The sequence below is a fragment of the Gordonia sp. VNK1 genome (genome assembly GCF_040049135.1).
GTDB lineage: Bacteria > Actinomycetota > Actinomycetes > Mycobacteriales > Mycobacteriaceae > Gordonia > Gordonia oleivorans.
On record NZ_JBDZDJ010000008.1, the window covers coordinates 58,838 to 81,663 of the forward strand.

The window sequence follows — 22,826 nt, forward strand, 5'->3', positions numbered from 1 at the left end:
GGATTCAGTGGTGCGAGTGTGCGTGTTCGGTGGTCAATCCCGCCTGATGCACGTGGGCGTGGGTGTGCTCGACACCGTCGTGCGTGTGGGTGTGGGCATGCTCCACATGATCATGGGAATGCGTGGTGTGCGCGTGGACGTGCGCGCCACCGTCGTGGGAATGCTCGTGGGTGTGCACTTCGGGAGTGGGTTCGGACATGTCACTTCTCCTGTCTGTGTTCGTGTTCCGGAATTCGGCTCACGTCTTCGTGCAGATGATGGCGGGGTATCCCCGGACCAGCGTGTTCGGCGTTGAACACCGCGTCGGCCACCAGTTGGCGAACGTGATCGTTCTCCAGGGAGTAGATGACCTGCGTCCCTTCGCGCCGGGTGCGCACCAGGCGTGCCATCCGGAGCTTCGCGAGATGTTGACTCACCGACGGCGCCGGTTTGCCCACGATCTCGGCCAGCTGATTCACCGACCGCTCGCCACGGCACAGCGTCCACAGAACCTGAACGCGGGTGGAATCGGCGAGCATGCGGAACACCTCGACAACCAGGGCGACCTGATCATCGGGGAGTACAGCGTCCGGTAAATCACTATCTGCATTCATACGCAGATAATCTAACCCCGATAGGGTTGTGTGCGCCACCCTCGCTTCGTTGACAGCGCTGTGGTGTGCGTTGACGGCGCTCTGGCCTGCGTTGATGGCGCTGTGGTCCTGTCCCAGCGCACCTCGCGGAGGTCTCGACTCGGCGCTCGCCCTGGGGGGCTCGCACCGGCTCGACCGGCGATGAAGGGCTCGGCCGGGCGAGAAGGATGGCGAGGGCTCTCAGGGAATCAGCGACGTAACTCCGACGGTGCCGCGAACTCCGCCGGACGGTCCGACTGCCAGGAGTGCCAGCGCTCCCAGTTGGCCACCGACCACCGTTGCAGACGCTCGTCGACGCCCGGGATCACCCGCCGCAGCACCTCGCCGACGAGGCGTGGCGGCACCTGCGCGAGCAGGATCGCGACGCCGATCCAGCCGGCCGGGAGATCGAAGCGACGACGATTCTGCGGGAGCATGAACAACCGGGCGTACCCGGACTGGGCCTGCAAGTGATACCAGGCGCGCAGTCGGTCGCGGCGGCTCATGTCGGGCCGCGGCGCGAATCCGGGCACAAACGACTCGACAAGTTCGGCTCCGGCAGAACCGGAGTCGTAGGAACGGGTGGCGTCGAAGAGGTACAGCAGGCGCAGGCCGTCGGAGATGGTCTGCGGGTAGATGTCGTCGACGCGGACGCCGAGCAGGTAGCCGAGGTAGCGGTTGAACATCAGCGACGCCTCGAGGTCGGCCTTGGACGTGATGTACCCCAGGCCGTACAGGCCCATCGCCGGTCCGACGCTGCCGCCGAGAAGCGTCAGCAGCATCTCGCTCTGGCTGATCGGCAGGCCCCATTTCTCGTCATCCCACTCGTCGTGACGACGCACGCCGGCACGCACCGACACATGCATGACGCGCACCCGCATCGTCGTCGCGCGTCCGAGGCTGCCGGGACGCAGGATCGCCCCCGGCCTCGACACCTCGATCCACCACCGGCTCGTCTCGAGATAGCGATGCAACGCTCGTTCACCCGCGTACCCACCGGCGAGTGAGAGGGGCACGGCCAGCGACCCCTCGGTGTAGGTGTCCATGGTGCCGGCGTTGCCGACCCCGCCCAGCGCATGCGCCCAGCGTCGCCACACCGCAGCGCCCGCTTCGATCGTCGCGGGATCGGCCCACTCGGGAAGCGTGTCGAACTCGGCGAACAGATCCCGCATCGATTGCGGGGCGTCGTCGAGGGCATCAATGCCCTGGTCGAGGGCCCGATCGAGGAGTTCACGACTCCCCTGCGGGCCGAGATCACCGCGATAGGTCTCGGCGACGAACCGCTCGGCAGTCGGATCGCCGGCGCTGAGCAGTTCGCCGTAGCGCCGCGCGATCCGGTCATCGGGGAGCAGGTCGACCCCGGTCAGCTTCAGCACGCGGTCGCGTAGCCGCTTATGCCCCGAGTCACCCAACGGCCAGCGGTAGGCGGTGGGCAGGGCCGCCGCCTCGACCGTGCCGCCCGACGCCGGGTCGAGCGTGGCGCTCCCGCCACCTGTTGAGATTAATTCGCGATTTCGTCTCACCCGGCGAGGGTAACCCACTCGCGGCGGCAGGCAACATACCTACGTGATTCGACGATCAGTTGATCGCGAAGTACCCCGCGGCGTAGGCCACGGCAGGCGCCAAGTTGCCGAGCACCTTCTGGTTGACGTTGGCGTAGGTGTCCTGCGCCGTGTGGTAGTTCTGGTCGAAGATCTCACCGGCGGTGCCACCCCATTTTGCCGCCTGTGCAGGGGTTTTCACCTTGTCGGCACCGGAATCGATTCCCCCGGAGGCGATCCCCGCCTGCGCGAAGGCGTCGTAGTCGGAGCGGCCGTCGAATCCCGACACCTCGGGCTGCACTCCCCGACCGGTGAGGAATCGGGTGAACACCGCCTCGATCGTCCCGGAACCGGCCGGACCCGCATACGAGTCCGGCAGCTTCGACGACCCGTCCCCGTCGTAGACGAAGTACCCACCGTTGTGCGAACCGAGCATGTCGAAGTTCAGGTAGCGCTTGATCTTTGCCTGCTGACTCGCCGGCAGCGACGTGACGTAGTGGGTCGATCCGATGAGACCTTCCTCCTCGGCTCCCCAGAAGGCGAAACGTACCTTGTTCCGCACCGGCGCCACCGCGGTCATGGTGATCGCGGTCTGCAGCACACTCGCCGATCCCGAACCGTTGTCGTTGATCCCCGGCCCCTCTGGGACGCTGTCGAGGTGCGCACCCAGCATCACCACCGAATCCGATGAGCCGAAATGGGTTTCGGCCATCAGGTTCCACGACTTCACCCGTGTGGTCGAGGCGTCGACGGCGAGGGTCAGCGATCCGGCCTGGCGGACCTGCGAACCCTGCGCACGCGCGACACCGAGGACCGGGATCGGGTCGCCGGCATCCTCGCCGAGTGTGCCCTGAATCGAGCCGTCCTCATTGTTGACGATGACGAGGGCCTTGGCGCCGGCTTTCTTGGCGTTGCCGGCCTTGTCGCCGAACGCGCACACACCACGTTCGACGACGACGATGGAACCGCGGGTCGCCGCACCGAAGTCGGACGCCTCGCATCCCGGCGTGGCATCCGATGCCGGCACCTCGGTGACCGGTGCGGTCACCGACGGTGTGGCACCGGAGTAGGCGAGCACCTCCGATTCGATTGCCGCGCCGCCGGCGCTCAGCGAATGGCTGCGCTCCTCGAACTGGGTGGCGGTGAATTCCTGACGCGTCGGCATGTAACCGGCCGCGCGCAGTTTGCCTTCCACATAGTCGAGGCTCTGCAGGTAGCCGGTGGTGCCGAGCGAACGATTGCCCCCGTTGCGTGCCGCGATCGCCTGGAGCGCACGCAGATGAGCCGACACGTTGGTGGCCGTGACGCCGCCCGCGACGAGATTCCCGTAGCGATCGGCGATCGGATCCGCCGCCGACGCCAGCGCACTGCCGGTGATCGTCGTCGCGACCGCGACCGACGTCGCCACGCATGCGGTGACCAGTGATCGGCGTAAGAATCGTCGTGCGCTCACGGTAGCTCCCCGTCTGCAGCCATCAGGACATCCGACACCGGGAGAACTCCGTCCGGGGTTCTGCCGGTTTCACGACACTTGTCGGCGTTTGAGCACGCTACCGCACCACGGTCTCCATGTCGTGGGGTTGGCTCATCGATGACGATCGGGGGATTCGTACGTGTGCCCGGCGTACCGAATCACCGGACTCCTGGGCGCCGGCCGCGATGCCCACAAACGTCCCTGTCAGGCGTTCTCACCGGAAATGCGCAGCGAGAGTGTGTGACGGGGACGTTTGTGGTCACGGAGGCAGTCGACATGGCCGCCATCGGCGCACCGGCGCCCGAGTTCCCGCGAGACGACCGCTGCAACACATCCCTCAACTGATCTGCGGCACAACCTCTTTCGCAACAAGCTCCAGATGATCGAGATCGGCGAGGTCGAGCACCTGCAGGTAGACGCGGCTCGCACCGACGGCACGGTACCGCTCGATGGTCTCCACCACCTCCGCCGGGGTGCCGGCCGCACCGTTGGCGCGCAGTTCGTCGACGTCACGACCGATCGCGTTCGCGCGTCGGGCGATCTCGACCTCGGTTGCGCCGCAACACAAGACCAGTGCCACCGAGAAGGTCATCGCCGAAGGGTCGCGGCCGGCGTCGACACACGCCGCCCGAACCCGTTCGTACTGCGCGGACACCGCGTCGAGCGGCTGGAAGGGGATGTTGAACTCGTCGGCGAACCGTGCGGCCAGTGCCGGGGTGCGCTTGGGGCCCATCCCGCCGACGATGATCGGCGGGCGCGGTGACTGCACCGGTTTGGGCAGCGCCGGTGAATCTTTCACCGTGAAGTGCGTGCCGTCGTGGTCGAATCGATCACCCACGGGGGTCTGCCAGAGTCCGGTGATGATCTCCAGCGATTCCGACAGCCGTTCGAAGCGTTCCCCCAGCGACGGGAACGGAATCCCGTACGCCAGGTGCTCCTGCTCGAACCATCCGGCTCCGAGACCCAATTCCACACGGCCACCGCTCATCTGATCGACCTGGGCGACCGAGATCGCCAGTGGTCCGGGATATCGGAAGGTGGCCGAGGTGACCAGGGTGCCCAGACGGATGCGGGAGGTCTCACGGGCGAGTCCGGCCAGCGTCGTCCACGCGTCGGTCGGGCCCGGCAGTCCGTCACCGTCGCCCATCGCGAGATAGTGATCGGAGCGGAAGAAAGCGTCGAAGCCGAGATCCTCGGTTGCCTTCGCGACGGCGAGAAGCTGATCGTAGGAGGCGCCCTGCTGCGGTTCGGTGAAGATTCGGAAGTCCACCCCATCCAACCTACGCGGACCGGGGAGGCGCCTCCGTCGTCGCGTCGTCGGTGGCTCCCAATTCGACACCGGGGATGCGCGGCAATTGCTGGGCGATCAGCAGACCCAGGATCGCGAAGGCGATCGCCAACAACAGCGACGCCTTGATCGCCATGATCTGCGCGTCGACGTAGGCCTGGGCCAACGACGACACCTCGCCCGCCGGAATGCCGTTGGCGATCGCGATCTGATCGAGCTGATCGCGGGCCACGATCTCGACGCCATCCTCGGTGGCCTCGGCGATCACCGCCTTGGTCTGCGCCGAGATGTTGGGATCGGTTTGCGTCGCGTCGTTGAATCCCGACGACAGTGCTCCGATGAGGATCGCGCCGATCATCGCAACACCGATCGACATGCCGATGTTCTGCGCGGTGCCCTGCAATCCACCGGCCTCACCGCGGTCACGATCGCCCACCGACGACATGATCACGTTGCCCAGCTGTGAGGCGACGAGACCGAATCCCGCGCCGAAGACCGCCATTCCGACTCCGAACATCGCGTCCCGCAACTCCGGGTCGACGGTGGAGACGAGGATCAGGGCGCCGACGATCACCAGTATCAGACCGGACGACACGATCAGCCGCGGAGACATCCTGCGCGCCAACACCGGTCCGGTGAAGGCGGCGATCAGCATCGCGATCGACATCGGTGCGAGCTTGATTCCGGTCTCGAAGGCGTTCTTCAGCAACACGTACTGCAGGTAGATCGGGATGACGAAGAACACGCCACCGATCACCGTCTGCTGCGCGATGAGCATCACCAGGCCGTTGCGCAACTGGAGACCGCGCAGCAGCGCCGGATGCATCAGCGGTGTCTTGCCTGCGGCCACCACGCGGTTCTCCCACCACAGGAATCCGACAAGCACCACGATTCCCGCGCCGATCATGAACGGCACCACCGAGAATCCGAACGGCGTGATCTCGGTTCCGGCGATGGTCAGCGCCCCGGATGGACGGATCAATCCCCACGTACCCGCCTTCAGCAGACCCAGCACCACCAAACCGAGGCCCAGCGACGACAATATCATTCCGCCCCAATCGATCTGACGTGATGTCGAGACCTTGGAGTCGGCGATGAGTTTCAGGCACGCGACGACGGCGATACACACCACGGTCTCGGCGGCGAAGATGACTCGCCATGTCAGCGCCTCGGTCACCCACCCCCCGATGAGCGGGCCGGCCGCAGCACCGGCGGCCGCGATCCCACCGAGTGCCCCGTAGGCGGTGGCGCGGTCCTTGCCCTGGTAATTGGTCGCGGTCAACGAGATGATCGCCGGCATCACCAGTACTGCGCCCGCACCTTCGACAAATGACCAGCCGAACAGCAACCATCCGATGTTCGGGCTGAATGCGGTGGTCAACGAACCCGCCCCGTACACCAGCAGGCCGATACCGAAGATCCGTTTACGTCCGAAGATGTCGCCGAGACGCCCGCCGAACAACATGAATGACCCCATCACCAGCGTGTACAGCGTGATGGCGAGTTGCACCTGTGTGATCGTGGTGTCGAGGTCGTCGACGACGGCGGCCACCGACACGTTCATCACCGTGGTGTCGAGCACCATGATGAACTGCGCCGCGCACAGAATGATCAGCACCAGCCAGCGTTTCACCGGTCACACGCTAGTGCCGTTGGCGGAGTTCGGCGTCATACGCGGCGGATGATCGGCACGGGTCGATCACACGACCAGGTATCGGCCTTCGTCGGCAACGGATTGCACTAAAGTCGAAGGTGAATTCGGATCCCCGGAAAGGCCTGAGCAGGTTTGAGTCCACCTCCCGTCTGGCAGCCGGTGCCCTGGTACCTCACCAGGACTCCACGGTCTCGGTCCGACACGATTCCGCGCCGACGTCTCAGCTGTCGGCTGGACGAGCTCGTCAAGTCCCACCGAGTCGTCGTCGTCGATGCCCCGTCGGGGTACGGCAAGACCGTCGCGGTGGCCGATTGGGCTCGGCGAAGCCCGCTTGCGGTGGCCTGGCTGGCGATGCCCGCGAGGGAGTCGGACCCCTCCGAGTTCCTGCGAGGCCTGATCAGCGCGGTCTGCCAACTGTCGGCCACGCGCGGCCATCACGCGGCTCTCACCGCACTGCACACAGCCCATGGCCCCACCACCACCGCGATCGGCGACTTCGCCATGATGATCGACCGCCTCGGCCAGCCAATCGTGATCGTCGTCGACGACGCCCAGCGAGCCGTCGACGCCCTCAACCACCCCGCGGTCGCGGCACTCATCGAACACGGACCGGATTCACTACGTCTCGTGCTGTCCGGCCATCGCGAACTCGCGCGATCGCTCAATCGTCAGGTGGTCGACGGGTCGTGCGCGGTCATGGACGCCCGTGAACTGGCCTTCAGCGTGACGGAGACCGAGGCGGCGTGCGCCGACACCCCGCATGATCCGCGGGCAGTGTGGGACAGAACGCGCGGCTGGCCGATCGCGGTCCACCTCGCCATTGTCGGAAATGAGATCGTCGGGAATGAGATTGCCGGGAATGACAACCACCTCACCACACTCACCGAGGACCTCGGCCACAATGCGCTGCTGACGGATTACGTCGCCGATGAGATCCTGGCCCCACTGCCATCCGGATTACGTGACTTCATCCTCGCCACGACGACGACATCGCAGTTCGATGTCGCCTTGGCCGCACGTCTGACGGGCCACACCGACGTCGCTGCAATGGTCGACGAATGCGTCCGACGCGGCCTCTTCCTGGGCGCGGTCTCCCATCCCGAGAATCCGGGCGAGTCGGTCTACAGATGGCATTCGCTGTTCGTCGCCCATTGTCGGGCGATCCTGGCGCGCACAGACCCCGACCGCGCCCGGAAACTGCGCCTCACCGCAGCCGACCACCTGCGCCACACGCTTCCACTGGTGGCTACCGAGTTGGCGCTTGCCGCCGACGATTGCGGGCAGGCGCTGGAGATTCTTCGTGACGGGTGGATCGGCTTGGTCATTTCATCGGCGGCCACTCCCACCGAGGGCGTGGCGACCGCGCTGTCCCAACGAATCGACGATCCGGACCGGTCCTGTGAGCTCGCGTACATACGTGCAGCATGTCGGGAAGTTCGGGGCGACCGGCTCGGCGCCCGATTCCTGTTCGCCGAGGCCGAGCGACTCCTCGGAGACGATCCGGGTCCGGTGACCAAACTGACCCGCGCCGCCTGCACGTTCTTCCTCGCCGACGAACACGTCCAGATCGCCGACGCGCACGATGTGACGATGAGCGTGCTCGCCGATCCGGAAGCCGCGCACGAGTTGGCCCCCGCGATGCGTGCCAGCTGCGCCTTCTTGGCGGGATGGATCGGCACGCGGCTTCGGCTGGACGCCGATCGTGGTGTCGCACTACTGCGTACCGCCATCGAGGAGTGCCGCAGCGCCGGCCTGACCGACATGGCCCGCCGGGCCGAGGCGAACTACGGCTCTGCGCTGTCTTTTGCGGGCCGCTTTCGAGAACTCGCGGCGTTCCGCGGGTCCGCCGACGCACCGCTGGCCGACTCATCGGTCGAATGGGACCATTTCGACGAAGGGATCACCGCCTTCACCCTGGGCTGGGCTGAGTTCTGGACAGGCGATCTCCCCGCTGCACTCCCCCATCTCCGGGCCGGCGCCGAGCTGGACTCCATGCACGGCTACTGGGCACTGCTCAAGGTCTATCGGGCACTCACCGCGACAATCCTCGGAGACGGCGCCGAATTGTCCGCCGCCGAGGTGCGCCTGCGATCGGTCGCCGACGAGTACCTGCACGGCGTGCCGTGGCCGGTGTACGTGCGACTCGCGCGGGCCCGCATCGCCGAATGCACCGGAGACCACGAGACCGTACGCCGCCTCGCGAGCGAGATCGAGGACGCGCCGGCCGTTCCGGCCGCACGTGCGCTCTTCTCCGGGATGCTCCGTCGAGTCGGCGATCCGGTATCGGCCCACCGGATGCTCGCAGGGCTGGAACTGCCCGGGTCTCCGATATACGCACATGTCTACGCGAACCTGACAGCCGCCATTCTCGCCTGGCAGACCGGAGACCGCGAGGCTGCGCACGACCGCCTCGAACATGCACTTCAGTTCGCCAGACCAGAAGGAGCAATACTGCCGTTCCTGGACAACCTGGACGGGCCGGCGAACGAGCTGCTGACCGCACACGCATTCCACGGGCGCTCTCCGGCGTTTCTCGCAACCATTGCCTCACGCCGAAATGAGCTACTCGACAACACATCCGGCCTCAGTGTGACACTCACACGTCGTGAACGGGAGGTCCTCGACCACCTCCAGACCTCGATGTCGATCAAGGAGATCGCCGATTCGCTGTTCGTCTCGACGAACACCCTCAAGACACACTGCCGCACCATCTACCGCAAACTCGGGGTTTCGAGTCGGCGTGACGCGGTCAGATACGCCACCTCGATGCGCCTCTGACGGAGATCCCGAGCATTAACCCCAGAGGGGTGATGCACGACACGCCCGGTATCGGCCACCGGACCACGCTGCTTTGAACATCCCGGCCTTCTCCGATGGCCTGCTCCCCGAACGGGTCTCGGTCTCGAACCGTGCACTACCCGACCGGCGCCGTCGATGTCCTCAAGAATTTGGGCGATCCTTGGTGGCATCGGTGGCGGGGTCTTTCTGATGCGGCAACTGTTGGCCGTCTCGACCGCGATGTTCGGCCATCGTGACCGCAATGCCCGGGGAATGCCATGCGGCACTTGGTGTCCGACGATGTCGGCTGCGTCGGCGGCACCCCCGTGCCGCTCGAGGAGAAGACCTGGATCGACAAGTGCCGCCTAATCGAGGTGTACATGCGGCACGGGTTCTTCCAGGTCTCCCTCGACGGCTACGACGGAGTCATGGGCATCCACGGGAACAGCGCACCCGCTGGTTTCGCGGCATCTATCACCTCATCGGCGCGCAACCGCGGAATGATCCTGGATCGGCGGACGATGGGTGGGCACGTTCGTGCTCCCCCTGATCTATCCGCCGATGCATCCGCGACGCTCGGCGATGCGGGATATGTTGGGCAGGCGAGCGCGGCGATCCGCCGCGGATCGCCGCAGCAACGAACAGGGGGCGTGCGATGGTGATCGACAAACTCATACCCACTGAGCAACGGCGAAGCGTCGACGAACTCGTCGACCGTCTCGGCCTGAATTCCGGTGATCGTCCGTCCAAACAGTCGGCGTTCTGGATCATGCTGACGCTCTCGGGAGTGATCGCGGTGGCCGGAGTCATCGGTGACAGCACCGCGACCGTCATCGGCGCCATGATCGTGGCGCCGCTGTCGACCCCGATCCTCGGGATCGGTCTGGGCATCGTCACCGCCGGGGGCCGACTTGTGTTGTCGAGTGTCGGGTACGTACTCGCCGGAGTCGTCCTCGTCGTGATCCTCGGTGTGGTCTTCGCGCAGCTGCTGCCGAATCCCATCAACGTTCTGACGAATTCGCAGGTCACCGGACGTACCTCGCCGACGCTGGCCGACCTCCTGGCCGCCCTGGCGACCGGGCTCGTCGGCGCGGTGGCCGTCCTACGGCGCGACGTCGGTGACGTCCTGCCCGGGGTGGCGATCGCCATCAGCCTGGTACCGCCGCTGGGTGTGGTCGGCGTGTGTTTGGGTTCAGGCGCAGCCTCGTTGGCATTGGGTGCGTTCATTCTGTTCGCCTCCAACGTCATCGCCATGGTCATCACCAGCGTGCTGGTGTTCACCCTTGGCGGCGTGGGCCGAGAAGCGGCCGTCGCGGCGGGCGCGGTACCCCGCCGGGCCCGCGCCTACATCGTGCTGTTGGTCGCCTTCGTAGTCGTCTCGGTACCGATGGTGATCAACTCACTGACATCGCTGTGGGCCAAACAGGTGGCCACGGCCACCCAGGACTGGCTGAATGCCGGTGGCGTCACCTCGGCCGACGTGACCAACGTCAGTTGGAGTGGTCATACCGTGACCATCAATGTCCTTGCCCCACAGAATCTCCCACCCATCGAATCGCTGACCTCCACCGTCGACGGCCTCGTCCCGTGGACCCCGGATGTCGTCGTCGTCCACACCACCGGAAGCCGGGAATCGGGCTGACGAACGCCGGCCCATCTCACCCTCAGCAGGTGATGGAAACACCGTGGGTGCCCACAACACTGGAACACCGTAAGCCGATTACACCGTGAGGAGATCACCATGGCCACCCCCAGGGAAGCCACACCGACCATTTCCCAGGCCAACGCCCAGGGCAGTTCCGCACTGCCGTTCGACGACACCCGCGACTTCACCGCCGCCGACCGTGGCTTCGTCGCGGCACTGGACTCCCCGGTGATCACCAACCGCGCGGGCGCCGGCGTCTGGGACTGCGCAGAGTTCGACTTCCTCACCGAAACATGCCCCCCGACAGCCAATCCCAGCCTGTGGCGCCAATCCGGCCTGGTAGCCAAGCATGGCCTCTACAGGGTCGCCGATCAGATCTACCAGATCCGCGGACTCGATCTGTCCAACATGACGATCATCGAGGGAGACGCCGGCGTCATCGTCATCGATCCGCTGATCTCCCAGGAGACCGCCTCGGCAGGGCTCGCGTTGTACCGGGCTCAACGCGGCGACCGCCCCGTCACGGCAGTGATCTACACCCACTCCCACATCGATCACTTCGGCGGCGTCAAGGGTGTCACCACTCAGGAAGCGGTCGACGCCGGCGAGTGTGCGATCATCGCGCCGGCCGGAATGGTCGAGCACGCGGTGGCCGAAAATGTCTATGCCGGAACAGCCATGGGGCGCCGCGCCGCATACATGTACGGAGCGGCGCTACCCCGCGGACCGCAGGGCGCCATCGGCGCCGGTCTCGGACAGTCGACGTCCACCGGTACGCCCACCCTGATCCTCCCGACCATCGACATCTCCGAGACCGGCCACACGGAGGTGGTCGACGGTGTCACCATCGAGTTCCAGATGACGCCGGGCACCGAAGCGCCCGCCGAGATGAACTTCTACTTTCCGCAGATGCGTGCCCTGTGCATGGCCGAGAACGCCACTCACACAATGCATAACCTGCTGACGCTCCGCGGCGCCCTGGTCCGCGACCCGCACGTGTGGTCGAAGTACCTCACCGAGGCGATCACCCGGTTCGCAAGTCGGTCCGACGTGCTGTTCGCCTCGCACCACTGGCCTACCTGGGGCACCGATGAGCTCACCGAATTCCTTGCTCAGCAACGTGATCTGTACGGGTACCTGCACGATCAGACGCTTCGAGCACTCAATCAGGGTCAGACCGGACTCGAGATCGCCGAGAACATCCAGCTCCCTCCGGCGCTGGAGAACGCGTGGCACACCCACGGTTACTACGGATCGGTCAGCCACAACGTCAAGGCCATCTATCAGCGGTACATGGGCTGGTTCGACGGTAATCCCGCACATTTGTGGGAGCATCCGCCGGTCGAATCCGCCAAGCGCCACGTGGAGTACATGGGTGGTGCCGACTCGGTGATCTCCAAGGCACGCAAATCGTTCGACGACGGCGATTTCCGGTTCGCGGCCACGGCGTTGAACTACGTGATCTTCGCCGAGCCGGACAATGCCGAGGCCAAGGCACTGCAGGCAGACACGCTCGAGCAACTCGGCTACGGATCGGAGAACGGTACCTGGCGCAACTTCTTCTTGACGGGTGCCTACGAGTTGCGCAACGGGTCGGTGGGTACGCCGACGACCGCCGCCGCACCCGACATCGTGGGCGCGCTGTCGGTCGAGCAGCTCTTCGATGCGGTGGCCCTGCGGGTGAATGGTCCCGCCGCATGGGATGCCCGAATCACCCTGGATTGGCGCATCACCGACGAGGACATCGTGCATCGAACCGAGTTGCGCAATGGCGTTCTGGTGCATCACGACGTCGACGCGGACACGCCGGGTGCCGATGTCACCCTCAGCCTGGATAGGCTCACTCTGCTGGGCATCGTCCTCGGTGGCGCCGACCCCGCCAAGGCCGTCGCCGACGGTGCGGTCGACGTCGATGGAGACGGATCGACGTTCGCCGAACTCGCCGGCTACCTGGACTCACCCGATCCGGATTTCGCGATCGTCACGCCCTGACCCGAGTAGGGACGCGACGTCAAGGCAAGGGGATCTCAGCCGAGCGCCGAGATCCCCTTTCCGATCAGCACGACACCGATCACCAGGATCAGCGTGGCCATGATGGTCTTGTTGTTGGCCTCGAGCCATTCCTTGAGACGGTCGAGGGGGCCACGGAGAGCGTCAGCGGCCACCTGGTAGGCGATGACCGGGATCAACACCGTCGACGCGGCGATGAGGACGAAAACGACAACGGCGATCGACGTCGACGCGCCGCTCAACTCGGCACCACCGATCGTGACGCCGGCGCCGGCAGACATGATCAGGTTCTTCGGATTGATCGCGGCGAGTGCGAAACCCAGGCCGAGGGCGGTCAGCGGTTTCATCTCGTCCACGGCGCTCATCCACTTCGGCGTCGACTGCGCACCCGAACGGGCGCGCCATTCGCGGATTCCCTCTGCCAAGAGCAGGATGCCAAGCCCCAGCTTGATCCACCCGGCGGCATCGGAGCCACTGCTCGCGCCCCCGCCCAACAAGACGAATATCACTGTGGCAATGACGATTCCGGCGACCCACCCGAGTGCGAAACCGACGCTGGTGGTGCGTGCGTGCTTACCGAGGAGCATCAGGATGGCGCCGATGATCGGAATCGGCGAGATGGCCACGCCGACCGCCAGCGGCAGCAGTTCTCCGATGACTGGGCCCACTTCGTCTCCCTACCTCAAACGACGCGTATCGCCGCACGTCCTCGGTCACCCTCGCAGGCCAACAGCAGGCTGGCAAGACATCGACTCGACCGCGCCTGGAATTCACCCGCAGCGGGTGACTGTCATGGGATGTGCTCGTCGTGCCTGCACCCTACGCTGACAGCGTGGCCTCCTGGCTGACCCGCATTCGACGTCCACGTCTCGCGCGCCCGACCACCTCGGACGCCGCCTCCGGTTTGGTGACCGCGCTGTTCTCGATTCCCGAGGGCATGGCGTATGCGGCCATCGGTGGTTTCAATCCGGTGGCCGGCCTGTATTCCGGGATGCTGCCGACGCTCGTCGGATCGATGCTCAGCCGGACCGTCCTGATGGTGACGACCCTGACAAGCGCCATCGCCTTGTCGGCGCAGAGCGTGCTGGCGTCGGCTGGTCTCGATGCCGGCGACGTCGGCAACCTTGCGATGCTGACCCTTCTGGTCGGGGCGTTCATGCTGATCCTCGGCCTGCTGAAGGTCGGCGCGATCATGGATTTCGTATCGAGCGCGGTGATGACCGGTTTCACCGTCGGCATTGCCATTCAGATTGTCGCCGGCGCCATCAAGGACGTCACCGGCTACACCCCCGATGTCCACAACACCGTCATGAAGTTCGTCGACGCGCTTGCACACATCGCGTCGTGGTCCGTGGCGGCGGTGCTCGTGGCCGTGGCAACGATTGCGGTGTGGGCGATCTCCCGATTCGTTCGGCCGCTACGTCCGTTCGCCACGTTGATCGCGTTGCTCGTTGTCACGGTGGTCACCGCCGTGATCGGTACCGATGTCGAGACCGTCGGCAACATCGCCTCGGTGCCCAACGAATTGCCACCGTTCACCCTCCCCGATGTGAGTGCGGCGCCGCATCTTCTTCTGGGGGCGTTCGCGATTGCGTTGGTCGCTCTGGCCCAGGCGGCCGGGATCTCGGCTGCGGTGCCGAACCCGGATGGCACACGGCCCGATGCCTCCGGCGACTTCTCCGCACAGGGCACGGCGAATGTGGTGGGCTCGTTGTTCGGGGCGCTGCCGACCGGTGGATCGTTGTCACGCACCGGAGTTGCCGTCTCAGCGGGTGCTCAGACCCGATGGGCGGGGATGTTCGCCGGCGTGTGGCTGATCCTGCTCGTGCTGATCGCGGGATCGGCGGCCCAGGTCATCCCGATGGCGGTGATCGGCGCGCTGCTCATCGTGATCGGACTCGAGCTGATCGAGGGACGGTGGGATGACATCCGCCTGGTGTTCCGGAGTGCACCGCTCAGTGCTGCCGCCCTGCTCGTCACCCTGGTGGCGACCACCCAGATTCCGCTGCAGAATGCCATCCTGCTGGGAGCCGTCCTTTCGCTGATCGTGTTCTGTGTGCAGGCTGCGCGCGCGGCGAGTCTCGTGACGCTCCGCCCGTCCGGTTCCCGCTGGGAAGTCGCCCCGGTCCCCGATGTCCTACCTGCCGAGCAGGTTACGGTGCTGCACTACTCGGGATCGTCACTGTTTGCCGAGGTACCACGGGTGTCGTCCGAGTGGCCGGCGATGGACGACGATTCGATGCGTTGCGTGGTGATCCTGAGCGTGCGCACCCTCCCCGACGTGCCATCGGCGACCGTTCTCAAACTGCTCATCGCACGGGCGAAGGAGATCCGGGAACGACACGGACGATTCATGATCGCCGGGGTCGGCCCCGAGATGCGGCGCCGATTCGACCGGACCGGTGTGACCGCACTGATCGGGGAAGACAACATCGTCATGTCCACCGACGTCGTCTTCGGAGCACTGGACCTCGCGTACGCCGAAGGCAGACGTTGGCTGGATGCACAGTCCACCGACTGAGCCAGTGCCTCAGGCCAGTTCGGCGATTCCGTTGCCGATCAGCACCACACCGATGATCAGGGTCAGCGTCGCCAGTATCGCTGCGGCGTTGCTTTCCAGCCACTTCTCGACGTGACGGAGAATGCCGCTGATCGACTCGGTGAAGATTCGGTAGGCGACCACCGGGATCACCACGGACGAGGATGCGATCACGGTGAAGCCGGCGATCACCAGAGCGGACGAGGCGATGGACAAGGGCGCCCCACCGACGAGTATGCCGGCAGCAATGCAGAGCAACAGATTCTTGGGATTCATCGCTGCGAGAACGAATCCCAGGGCAGTTCCCGCGGCCGGTCGCATGCCGTCCACCGCGGACAACCATGTCTGAATCCCTTCGGATTTTCTGCGGCGCAGCCACTGACGCACACCCTCGAGGAACAGCACGACACCGAGGACCACCTGAATCCATGCGATGGCGGTGGCGCCGGCACGGGCGACCTCTCCGACGACGACGAACAACGTCATGGCCACAACAATGCCCACAACCCAGCCGAACGCATACCCGACACTCGTGGTGCGTGCGTGCCGACCGAGCAGCATGAGGATCACCCCGATGATCGGCACCGGCGACACAGCAACCGCCATCGCCAACGGCGCAACACTGCCGATCACCTCACCCATACACGCCACTCCCCGTCGCTCTCGGGACAGGGTCGACCATCTGGCGGCTTTCGGCAACACCGAAAACACAAAAACCGAGATGACGGAAGGTGCGAGCCACAAACATCGTCTGACCAGACGACACGAGTGCGCCTGCGCCGCGGGATCACGGCGTGCCGAGGGCGCCTTGGACCTCGTTGCTTGGACCTCGTTGACAGCGCTCGCCCGCTCACCGACAGTGGTCTGGATCACGACTCCGCCGCTTGTGATTTCGCTGATGTGCTCCGGATTTCGTTGACAGCGATCATATTCCGGCGCCCCCGGCTCCGGTCGGGACCGCCGCGATACCGCGACAACTCCACAGTGAAACAGGAACACCGCGATGACGTGTCACCTGCTCGACGGTTTTCCTGCCGGAATGGCGCGCAGCACACGGTACGTCGGCGGGTGATCGGTTCAGCCGAGGGTGATGGCGTCCAACCGCTCCTTGATGAACTCGCCGGCAACCACCGGCGGACGGCCCGAGTCGCGGCTGATCGGCTCGCCAAGCGGGGTGACGACGGCGTCGTGGTCGAGTTCGTAGAAGAAGATCAGCGACACCAGATCCTCCTCGGGTGCGTCGGCCTGCGGTGGCAGCACACGGTGACGTCCCGCCGGCCATCGGCCGCCCGACCAGTACTCGAGTAGGTCACCGATGTTGATGGTCAGCGCATCCGGACTGTAAGGTGCGTCCGCCCAACCGCTCTCGTCGCTGAACACCTGCAGACCACCGGCACCCGGCTCGCGATCGAGGACGGTGACCGTACCGAAGTCGGTGTGGGGCCCGATGCGGAACTGTCCCGGTTCGGGTTCACCCACATCGGTCATCGGCGGATAGTGATTGATGTTCGACGTCCACGTCGCATTGGCAGCCAGCCCCGCGAACGGATTCTCCTCACCGTCCAACCCCAGAGCCGACGCCATCAAGGCCAGCAGCTCATCCGACAGTGACTTCATCTGAGTTGTCCACGCGGTGAACAGTTCTCGCAGTTGAGGCGCTTCCTTCGGCCACACATCCGGGGCGAACCAGAAGTCATCGACCTCCGGAATCCCGACCCGGGTCTGCGCTCCCGAGTTGTAAGTTTCCTTCAGGTCCGGCGGCGTCTCGGTGCCCTCCGAGTAGCCGTTCGCCTCAAGCCCAGGACCGATCCAACCCCGGCCGCCGACACCAACCGCGTACTGCTGTTTGATGTCCGCGGAAAGGGCAAAGAACTCGCGTGCAGCGCTGCGCAATTCGCGCGGTAGCGCCGGGTCGACACCGTGCCCGGTCACCAACAGGAAACCGGCCTTCTGCAACGACTCGTCGACGGCGGCACACACTTGTTCCGCAGCGGCACCGCCGGATCGCCACAGAGACAGATCCACCGTCAGGATCGGACTGTCGGCAGCCGTGGTCGACGAGGACGTACCAGGTGTGGCGGTCATCGCTCGTCTCCGTCGTCATCCCGGTCATCGGCCACTCCGATGTCCTCATTCCACAGCCGGGGATTCCCGGCGATGAAGTCGGTCATCATCGACACGCAACGATCGTCGTCGACGAGAACGACGTTCACGCCGAGGTCGGCCAGCCACGCCTCGCCACCTGCGAAGGTCCTGTTCTCGCCGATCACCACCGTCCCGATGCCGAATTGCCGGATCAATCCGCTGCAGTACCAGCAGGGCGCGAGTGTGGTGACCATGATCGTCGACGAATAGTCGCGTTGACGCCCAGCGGCGCGGAAGGCGTCGGTCTCTCCGTGCACCGACGGATCGTCATGCTGGACGCGCCTGTTACGCCCCTCACCGAGGAGGGTGCCGTCGGCGGAGAACAAGGCGGCCCCGATCGGGATACCCCCCTCCGCCAGGCCGGCTCGCGCTTGCCGAAAGGCCACGTCAAGGAGAGTCGCCGGATCGAGTCCCGCGGCGACGGTCGGGGCGGAGGTGGACATGACCTCGAGACTGCCGCCGACAGCCACCGACCTCAACCGACAATTCGTCCGGTCGCGAACCTCCGTGGGAGTGCATATCGTCCTCCCATGCCCGCAACATCCACCACACCACCGACCCTGCGTCAGGTCATCGATCGGCATCTCGACCGCGCGGACCCGCGGGTTCTGACCGCACATGATCGCCTCGACACGGCGGTCACCTGGGTGCACTCGAGCGAGATCTTCGAGATCGGGCCGCTGCTGGCGGGTGGCGAACTCCTGTTGACCACCGGGTTGGGTCTCGCCGGACTCGATGCCGGCACGCGTCGGCACTACGTCCGCGACCTCGCCGACCGCGGGGTCGCGGGCCTTGCGTTCGAGATCGGGCGCACCTTCGACGCGATCCCCGAGGAGATGATCCGGGAAGGGTCGGCCGCGCACCTGCCCATTGTGGAGTTGCGCCGGGTGGTGCCGTTCATCGAGGTCTGCCGGACCGCCAACACCGCGATCGTGTCCGACGAGGTGACCGACCTCCGGCTACGCAGCGAACTCGACGCACTGCTGCACGACGACCTCACCGCCCCTGGCGCCACCGCCGCGATGATCGATCACATTGCCGCTGCAACGCGCTGCCCGATCGTGCTGGTGGGTTCCGGCGGAGCGCTCATCTCCACTCACGGCGTCGACGAGGATCGCGCGGCCTGGCGGGCCGTCGACACGGCGGTCGCCTCGACGCCGATCCTGGTGCGCGGCCGCGAGATCGGTCGCCTGTACGCGGGCACCGCCCCGGCCGCATCGTCCGCGGCGAGTATCGACCTGCTGTTGCGCACCGGCGCGGGACCGTTGGCCGCGGTCCTCACCCGATCCGGCGCCAACAGATCATCGCTGGGCGCCCGACTGATCACCGACCTCGTCGGACGCCATCCGCTGCGTCGCGCGGATCTGCTTGCACGCCTGCATGGTTCCGGATTGGCGGTGTCGGACACAACGGTCCTGGTGCCCGTCGCGGCGCACTCCCCCGATTCACGGATGGCCGACGCGGCTCTCACGCGCGCGGCATCGCGCCTGAGTGGTCTGATCCACGCCACCGTGGACGCCACCACCTACGCACTCGTCGCCGCATCGGCCGACACCACCGATCCCGTCACGCAGGTACGCGAGGCGTTGATCGAGGGCGGCTCCCAGGTCGTCCGATTCGAGGCGGTGGTCGGCGACGGGCATCCCGTCCACGGCACCGGATCCGGATCCGGACCGGCCTCGACGCTCTCCGACGCACTGCACACGTGTTCGGAAAGACTGGACATGGCAGGTGATCTCCGACGAATCCACGGAGTGGTGGCCGGTCGTGAACTGCTCGTCGAGTCGACGGCCCGGTCATTGCCGACACCCCTGCGGGACGAACTCCTCGGTCTCATCGCGCCGCTGACCACTCACGATGCGGCGACGTCGGCGCAACTGGTGACCACACTCGACGTCCACCTCCGGCACGGATGCAGCGCCACCCGCTCCGCGGAGGAACTGCACATCGGCAGGCAGAGCTTGTACCAACGACTGGATCGCATTCGTGGGCTCCTCGGCTTCGATCCGACCGCTCCGGCGATCTACGGATCGATGTTGTTGGCCATCAGCACCTTTCAGGCCGACAGCGTCCGGCCCTGAGGTCGCCGGGCCCACCCGGGAGCCCACCCCATGGAACGGGGCCTCCCCGACGGCATGCCGGTCATCGAGGAGGCCCCGGGCTCGGATGCCGCGGTCAGGTGTACTGCCGCTGCGAGGCCTCGACGCGAGACCGGGCCAGGATCACATACCCCACGAATGCGATCACGAATCCGACGAATGCGCCGATGTCTCCGAGTTCGGGGACCGCGCGGACGACGTAGCCGACGAAGCGTTCCTGGTTGCAGAACAGCAGCACCGACACGACGAGCGCGATGACGAAGGCGGCGACGCCTCCCCAGTTCGTGTACTTGCGGTCGTACAGCAGCGCCAACGGTGGCGGGTCACGCCGCAGGAAACGGTCGGCGAACACCACACCGAGCCACGGTCCGATCCAGTACGCGACGAGCAGCAGGAACGCCTCATACGATGCGGCCGCATCCGCCAGCGCCCACCAGGCGACCAGGAAGCCGACGATGCCGAAGAACACCGACACCAGGGCACGCTGCGCGTTCATCGGCAGCTTGAAGCCCATCGTCACGAAGGCCATCGCACCGGAGTAGACGTTGATGGCGTTGGCCGCAACGGCACCGACCGCGATGGCCAGGAGCGTCAGATTCGCGATGGCGCCGGGGAAGTGGGAGGTGAAGGCCTCGGTCGGGTTGTCCGAGGTGGGTGCGCCGATGGTCATCGACGCCGCGCCCACCACCATGAGAACGGTGCACGACAGGAACAGACCCGCCGACGCGAACAGTCCGGTCTGGGCCTTGGACACCGTCGGCGGCAGGTACCGGGTGTAGTCAGCGGCGTACGGCGTCCAGCCGGCGGTGTAGCCGAATGCGGCGCCCATCGTCAGGAAGAAACCCGCGATCGAGAATCCGCCGTCGGCCGCCGGTGCCGACAGGTGCGACTTGCTGAAGATGATGACCGCACCGATCAGGAAGATCACCGCGAGCACCGGGGCGGCGAGACGTTCGAAACGCTGCACCAGGTTGTGGCCGAAGAACGCGAACGCGGTCTGCGCCACCACGATGACGATGAGTCCGACCAGCGGGGTCAGGCCGAACAGCGTCGACAGGGCGAAGGCGCCGCTGACACTGTTGGTGGCGAACCAGCCGACACCGCACATGACGGCCATGAAGGTGGCCGGGAGGATGTTGCCGTTGTGACCGAAACTCAAGCGGCCCAACACCATCTGCGGCACCCCGTGCAGCGGCCCCTCGGCCGACAGCAGGAAGTGGGCGACGGCACTGAGCATATTGCCGATCACGATGGCCGCGACCGCCTGCCAGAACGACAACCCGAAGTAGGCGACGGAGATGACACCGACGAAGATCGTCGCGAACTCCAGGTTCGGGGCGGTCCACGTCCAGAACAGGCCGCGCGGCTTGCCGTGGCGGGCCTCGAGCGGGATCGGTTCGTTGCCGCCGGGCTCGACCGCGAGGACCTTGGTGCCGTAGCCGAGGGCGGCCGTGTCGTCGACGGTGTCGGTGGGTGAAGCAGTCATGGCGACACTGTGCTGTGCCCGCCGCCGACCGGCAAGCGACGAAGTGTCAGCTGGGCGGACCCCACGAGGTGACACTTCGCCCATCGCCGGCCGGCGTCGGCCATCGCCATCGGGATCGCAATCGGCTCAGCGAACCGTGACGACCGTGTGCGCCGCCGCGTCGCCGAGGATCTTGTGCAGGTTCCAGATCGGCCGATGCGATTCGAACTGCGTCTCGTAGGGCACCTTCATGGTCGCGACCAGGTCGGACCAGTGGTTGGTCACCATGTTCTGGTAGCGGGGCAGCAGTTCGGTGGTCACGTACTTCCACCGCAGGTCGAACACCGACCAGTCCCAGTTGGCGATGGGCGTCTGCACGCTCAGGGTGCGTCCGTCGGCGAGCTCGGTGGTGTAGGTGAACGGGATGAAGTTGCGCAGCGCCGGCACACCCGCGATGGACGGCGATCCGGCGAGTGTCATCGCGTAGGTCAGGGCGGCGCCGACGCCGTCGGCCTTGCGGTAGTTGCGGACGTTGTCGAACTGCCAGCCGACGACGTTGAACTGTTCCCGACGGAGCAGCGTCGCGTTGCCCTGCGCGACGCGGGATGCGTCACCGGAGTCGATGTCGTTCCACGCGGCGAGAACGGAGTCGTCGATCAGTCCGGCGCGGTGCAGTTCCTCGATGCCGGCGATGCCGTTGCGCACGTACGCCATGTGCAGGGGCATCAGGTCGGTGAAGATCGCCTTCTGCATGACGAGGATCTGCTTGGCGAACCAGTCGAGGTCGGCGGGGGTGATCTTGTCGGCGGAGTAGGCCAGGGTCTGCAACCCCTCCGGGAAGATCCCGAGGAAGCCCGGTCCCGCGACATCGGTTGTCGCCTCGACGATCTGGGCGGCCAGCGGTTGCAGCTGCGAGATCCCGTAGACGTCACCGAGCAGCACCACGTCGGCGATGCCACCGCCGAAGTCGGCGCCGACGAGGCCGGCCATCCCCGACCACTGCAGATTCTTGTGCGCGATCTGCAGGTCCTCGTACAGCCGGTAGGACTTGATCATGTTGCCGCGCATGGCGTGGAAGCCCTTCTGCGGATCCCATGCGGCCAGGTCGATCCCGGCGGTCGACGTGGCCTGCACGAGCCGCCACTGAAAGAGCAACGCGGCGTAGCGCTTCGGGTCGATACCCGACGAACGTGCCTGCGTGATAAGCGAATTCAGGGCTGCGATGTCGGTGGGTAATGCGGGGTTGACGCCACCGGCGGACTTGTCGGCGAACCGATTGGTCAGCGGGAGATCGAGATAGCGGTCGAGGTCGGCGGCGTGCGCCGGACCACTGGCAAGTGGCGCCCCCACCACCGCGATGATGACCGCCAGAATGAGCCCGATGACCGAGCGTCGAGTGATCGACATATGGTTCCCGCCCCTGCTTCGCCCCGACCGTCGCACGGTCGCGACGTGACGGCGCGAAACTTACCGAGGAGTAGATAACTCGGCAACCGACGACCCGTTCGCACCATCACCGAGATCTGCGCAGGTCAGAGGCCAGAAACCACCATCCTCACCACCTGAGAGCCACATAA

The 22,826-nt window shown here is 65.8% G+C and carries 18 protein-coding genes; 6 read left to right on the plus strand and 12 right to left on the minus strand.

Annotated features, from left to right (window positions below):
* Positions 1–4 precede the first annotated feature (4 nt).
* From ABLE94_RS12115 to ABLE94_RS12140, 6 genes are all read right to left on the minus strand, one after another.
* Entirely contained in the window at positions 5–199 is a 195-nt protein-coding gene (locus tag ABLE94_RS12115; protein WP_348808842.1) for a zinc transporter Slc39a7, read from the minus strand.
* Between the two features lies 1 nt (position 200).
* Complete coding sequence (locus ABLE94_RS12120; protein WP_348806368.1) at positions 201–593, minus strand: ArsR/SmtB family transcription factor; 393 nt, start codon at positions 591–593, stop codon at positions 201–203.
* 227 nt (positions 594–820) lie between these two features.
* Positions 821–2,134, minus strand: a complete 1,314-nt coding sequence (locus tag ABLE94_RS12125) for an oxygenase MpaB family protein (RefSeq protein ID WP_425476188.1) — start codon at positions 2,132–2,134, stop codon at positions 821–823.
* 55 nt (positions 2,135–2,189) lie between these two features.
* Positions 2,190–3,605 carry a M28 family peptidase gene (locus tag ABLE94_RS12130; RefSeq protein WP_348808843.1) on the minus strand — a complete coding sequence of 472 codons (1,416 nt, stop codon included), beginning with the start codon at positions 3,603–3,605 and terminating at the stop codon, positions 2,190–2,192.
* Between the two features lie 358 nt (positions 3,606–3,963).
* A complete protein-coding gene (locus tag ABLE94_RS12135; protein WP_348808844.1) occupies positions 3,964–4,896 on the minus strand; it encodes an LLM class F420-dependent oxidoreductase in 933 nt (310 codons plus the stop codon).
* A gap of 10 nt (positions 4,897–4,906) precedes the next feature.
* On the minus strand, positions 4,907–6,547 hold the full coding sequence (locus ABLE94_RS12140) for an MFS transporter (RefSeq protein ID WP_348808845.1): 1,641 nt from the start codon (positions 6,545–6,547) through the stop codon (positions 4,907–4,909).
* Positions 6,548–6,700: 153 nt separating this feature from the next.
* Here ABLE94_RS12140 and ABLE94_RS12145 point away from each other — a divergent pair, with 153 nt between their 5' ends.
* From ABLE94_RS12145 to ABLE94_RS12160, 4 genes are all read left to right on the plus strand, one after another.
* The gene (locus tag ABLE94_RS12145; protein ID WP_348808846.1) at positions 6,701–9,346 is read left to right on the plus strand and encodes a winged helix-turn-helix domain-containing protein; all 2,646 of its coding nucleotides are present in this window, start codon (positions 6,701–6,703) and stop codon (positions 9,344–9,346) included.
* A 278-nt stretch (positions 9,347–9,624) separates the two neighbouring features.
* A complete protein-coding gene (locus ABLE94_RS12150; protein ID WP_348808847.1) occupies positions 9,625–10,008 on the plus strand; it encodes a hypothetical protein in 384 nt (127 codons plus the stop codon).
* Positions 10,002–10,988: a TIGR00341 family protein gene (locus ABLE94_RS12155; protein ID WP_348808848.1), complete on the plus strand. Its 987-nt coding sequence runs from the start codon at positions 10,002–10,004 to the stop codon at positions 10,986–10,988. The genes ABLE94_RS12150 and ABLE94_RS12155 overlap by 7 nt, the downstream gene beginning before the upstream one ends.
* A gap of 99 nt (positions 10,989–11,087) precedes the next feature.
* Positions 11,088–12,983 (plus strand): alkyl/aryl-sulfatase, encoded by a 1,896-nt coding sequence (locus tag ABLE94_RS12160; protein ID WP_348808849.1) that lies wholly within the window; start codon positions 11,088–11,090, stop codon positions 12,981–12,983.
* A gap of 35 nt (positions 12,984–13,018) precedes the next feature.
* Here the strand turns inward: ABLE94_RS12160 and ABLE94_RS12165 are convergent, their stop codons facing one another.
* Positions 13,019–13,669, minus strand: a complete 651-nt coding sequence (locus tag ABLE94_RS12165; RefSeq protein WP_348808850.1) for a GAP family protein — start codon at positions 13,667–13,669, stop codon at positions 13,019–13,021.
* Between the two features lie 164 nt (positions 13,670–13,833).
* Here ABLE94_RS12165 and ABLE94_RS12170 point away from each other — a divergent pair, with 164 nt between their 5' ends.
* Entirely contained in the window at positions 13,834–15,522 is a 1,689-nt protein-coding gene (locus ABLE94_RS12170; protein WP_348808851.1) for a SulP family inorganic anion transporter, read from the plus strand.
* 9 nt (positions 15,523–15,531) lie between these two features.
* Here ABLE94_RS12170 and ABLE94_RS12175 read toward each other — a convergent pair whose 3' ends face one another.
* The 3 genes from ABLE94_RS12175 to ABLE94_RS12185 all read right to left on the minus strand — a co-directional run bounded on the left by ABLE94_RS12175 (position 15,532) and on the right by ABLE94_RS12185 (position 18,128).
* The gene (locus ABLE94_RS12175; protein WP_348808852.1) at positions 15,532–16,182 is read right to left on the minus strand and encodes a GAP family protein; all 651 of its coding nucleotides are present in this window, start codon (positions 16,180–16,182) and stop codon (positions 15,532–15,534) included.
* Between the two features lie 435 nt (positions 16,183–16,617).
* Positions 16,618–17,625: an isopenicillin N synthase family dioxygenase gene (locus ABLE94_RS12180; protein WP_348808853.1), complete on the minus strand. Its 1,008-nt coding sequence runs from the start codon at positions 17,623–17,625 to the stop codon at positions 16,618–16,620.
* On the minus strand, positions 17,622–18,128 hold the full coding sequence (locus ABLE94_RS12185) for a nucleoside deaminase (RefSeq protein ID WP_348808854.1): 507 nt from the start codon (positions 18,126–18,128) through the stop codon (positions 17,622–17,624). The genes ABLE94_RS12180 and ABLE94_RS12185 overlap by 4 nt, the downstream gene beginning before the upstream one ends.
* A gap of 87 nt (positions 18,129–18,215) precedes the next feature.
* Here ABLE94_RS12185 and ABLE94_RS12190 point away from each other — a divergent pair, with 87 nt between their 5' ends.
* Positions 18,216–19,766 (plus strand): PucR family transcriptional regulator, encoded by a 1,551-nt coding sequence (locus ABLE94_RS12190; RefSeq protein ID WP_348808855.1) that lies wholly within the window; start codon positions 18,216–18,218, stop codon positions 19,764–19,766.
* 94 nt (positions 19,767–19,860) lie between these two features.
* Here ABLE94_RS12190 and ABLE94_RS12195 read toward each other — a convergent pair whose 3' ends face one another.
* Complete coding sequence (locus ABLE94_RS12195) at positions 19,861–21,270, minus strand: purine-cytosine permease family protein (protein ID WP_348806357.1); 1,410 nt, start codon at positions 21,268–21,270, stop codon at positions 19,861–19,863.
* 126 nt (positions 21,271–21,396) lie between these two features.
* Positions 21,397–22,656, minus strand: coding sequence for a hypothetical protein (locus ABLE94_RS12200; RefSeq protein WP_348808856.1), 1,260 nt, complete (start codon positions 22,654–22,656; stop codon positions 21,397–21,399).
* Between the last annotated feature and the right edge of the window lie 170 nt (positions 22,657–22,826).

Coding starts and splice junctions, on each gene's coding strand:
- ABLE94_RS12185 (WP_348808854.1), bottom strand. CDS start 18,128: ATGTCCACCTCCGCCCCGACCGTCGCCGCGGGACTCGATCCGGCGACT.
- ABLE94_RS12190 (WP_348808855.1), top strand. CDS start 18,216: ATGCCCGCAACATCCACCACACCACCGACCCTGCGTCAGGTCATCGAT.
- ABLE94_RS12200 (WP_348808856.1), bottom strand. CDS start 22,656: ATGTCGATCACTCGACGCTCGGTCATCGGGCTCATTCTGGCGGTCATC.
- ABLE94_RS12120 (WP_348806368.1), bottom strand. CDS start 593: ATGAATGCAGATAGTGATTTACCGGACGCTGTACTCCCCGATGATCAG.
- ABLE94_RS12150 (WP_348808847.1), top strand. CDS start 9,625: ATGCGGCACTTGGTGTCCGACGATGTCGGCTGCGTCGGCGGCACCCCC.
- ABLE94_RS12160 (WP_348808849.1), top strand. CDS start 11,088: ATGGCCACCCCCAGGGAAGCCACACCGACCATTTCCCAGGCCAACGCC.
- ABLE94_RS12195 (WP_348806357.1), bottom strand. CDS start 21,270: ATGACTGCTTCACCCACCGACACCGTCGACGACACGGCCGCCCTCGGC.
- ABLE94_RS12180 (WP_348808853.1), bottom strand. CDS start 17,625: ATGACCGCCACACCTGGTACGTCCTCGTCGACCACGGCTGCCGACAGT.
- ABLE94_RS12155 (WP_348808848.1), top strand. CDS start 10,002: ATGGTGATCGACAAACTCATACCCACTGAGCAACGGCGAAGCGTCGAC.
- ABLE94_RS12175 (WP_348808852.1), bottom strand. CDS start 16,182: ATGGGTGAGGTGATCGGCAGTGTTGCGCCGTTGGCGATGGCGGTTGCT.
- ABLE94_RS12115 (WP_348808842.1), bottom strand. CDS start 199: ATGTCCGAACCCACTCCCGAAGTGCACACCCACGAGCATTCCCACGAC.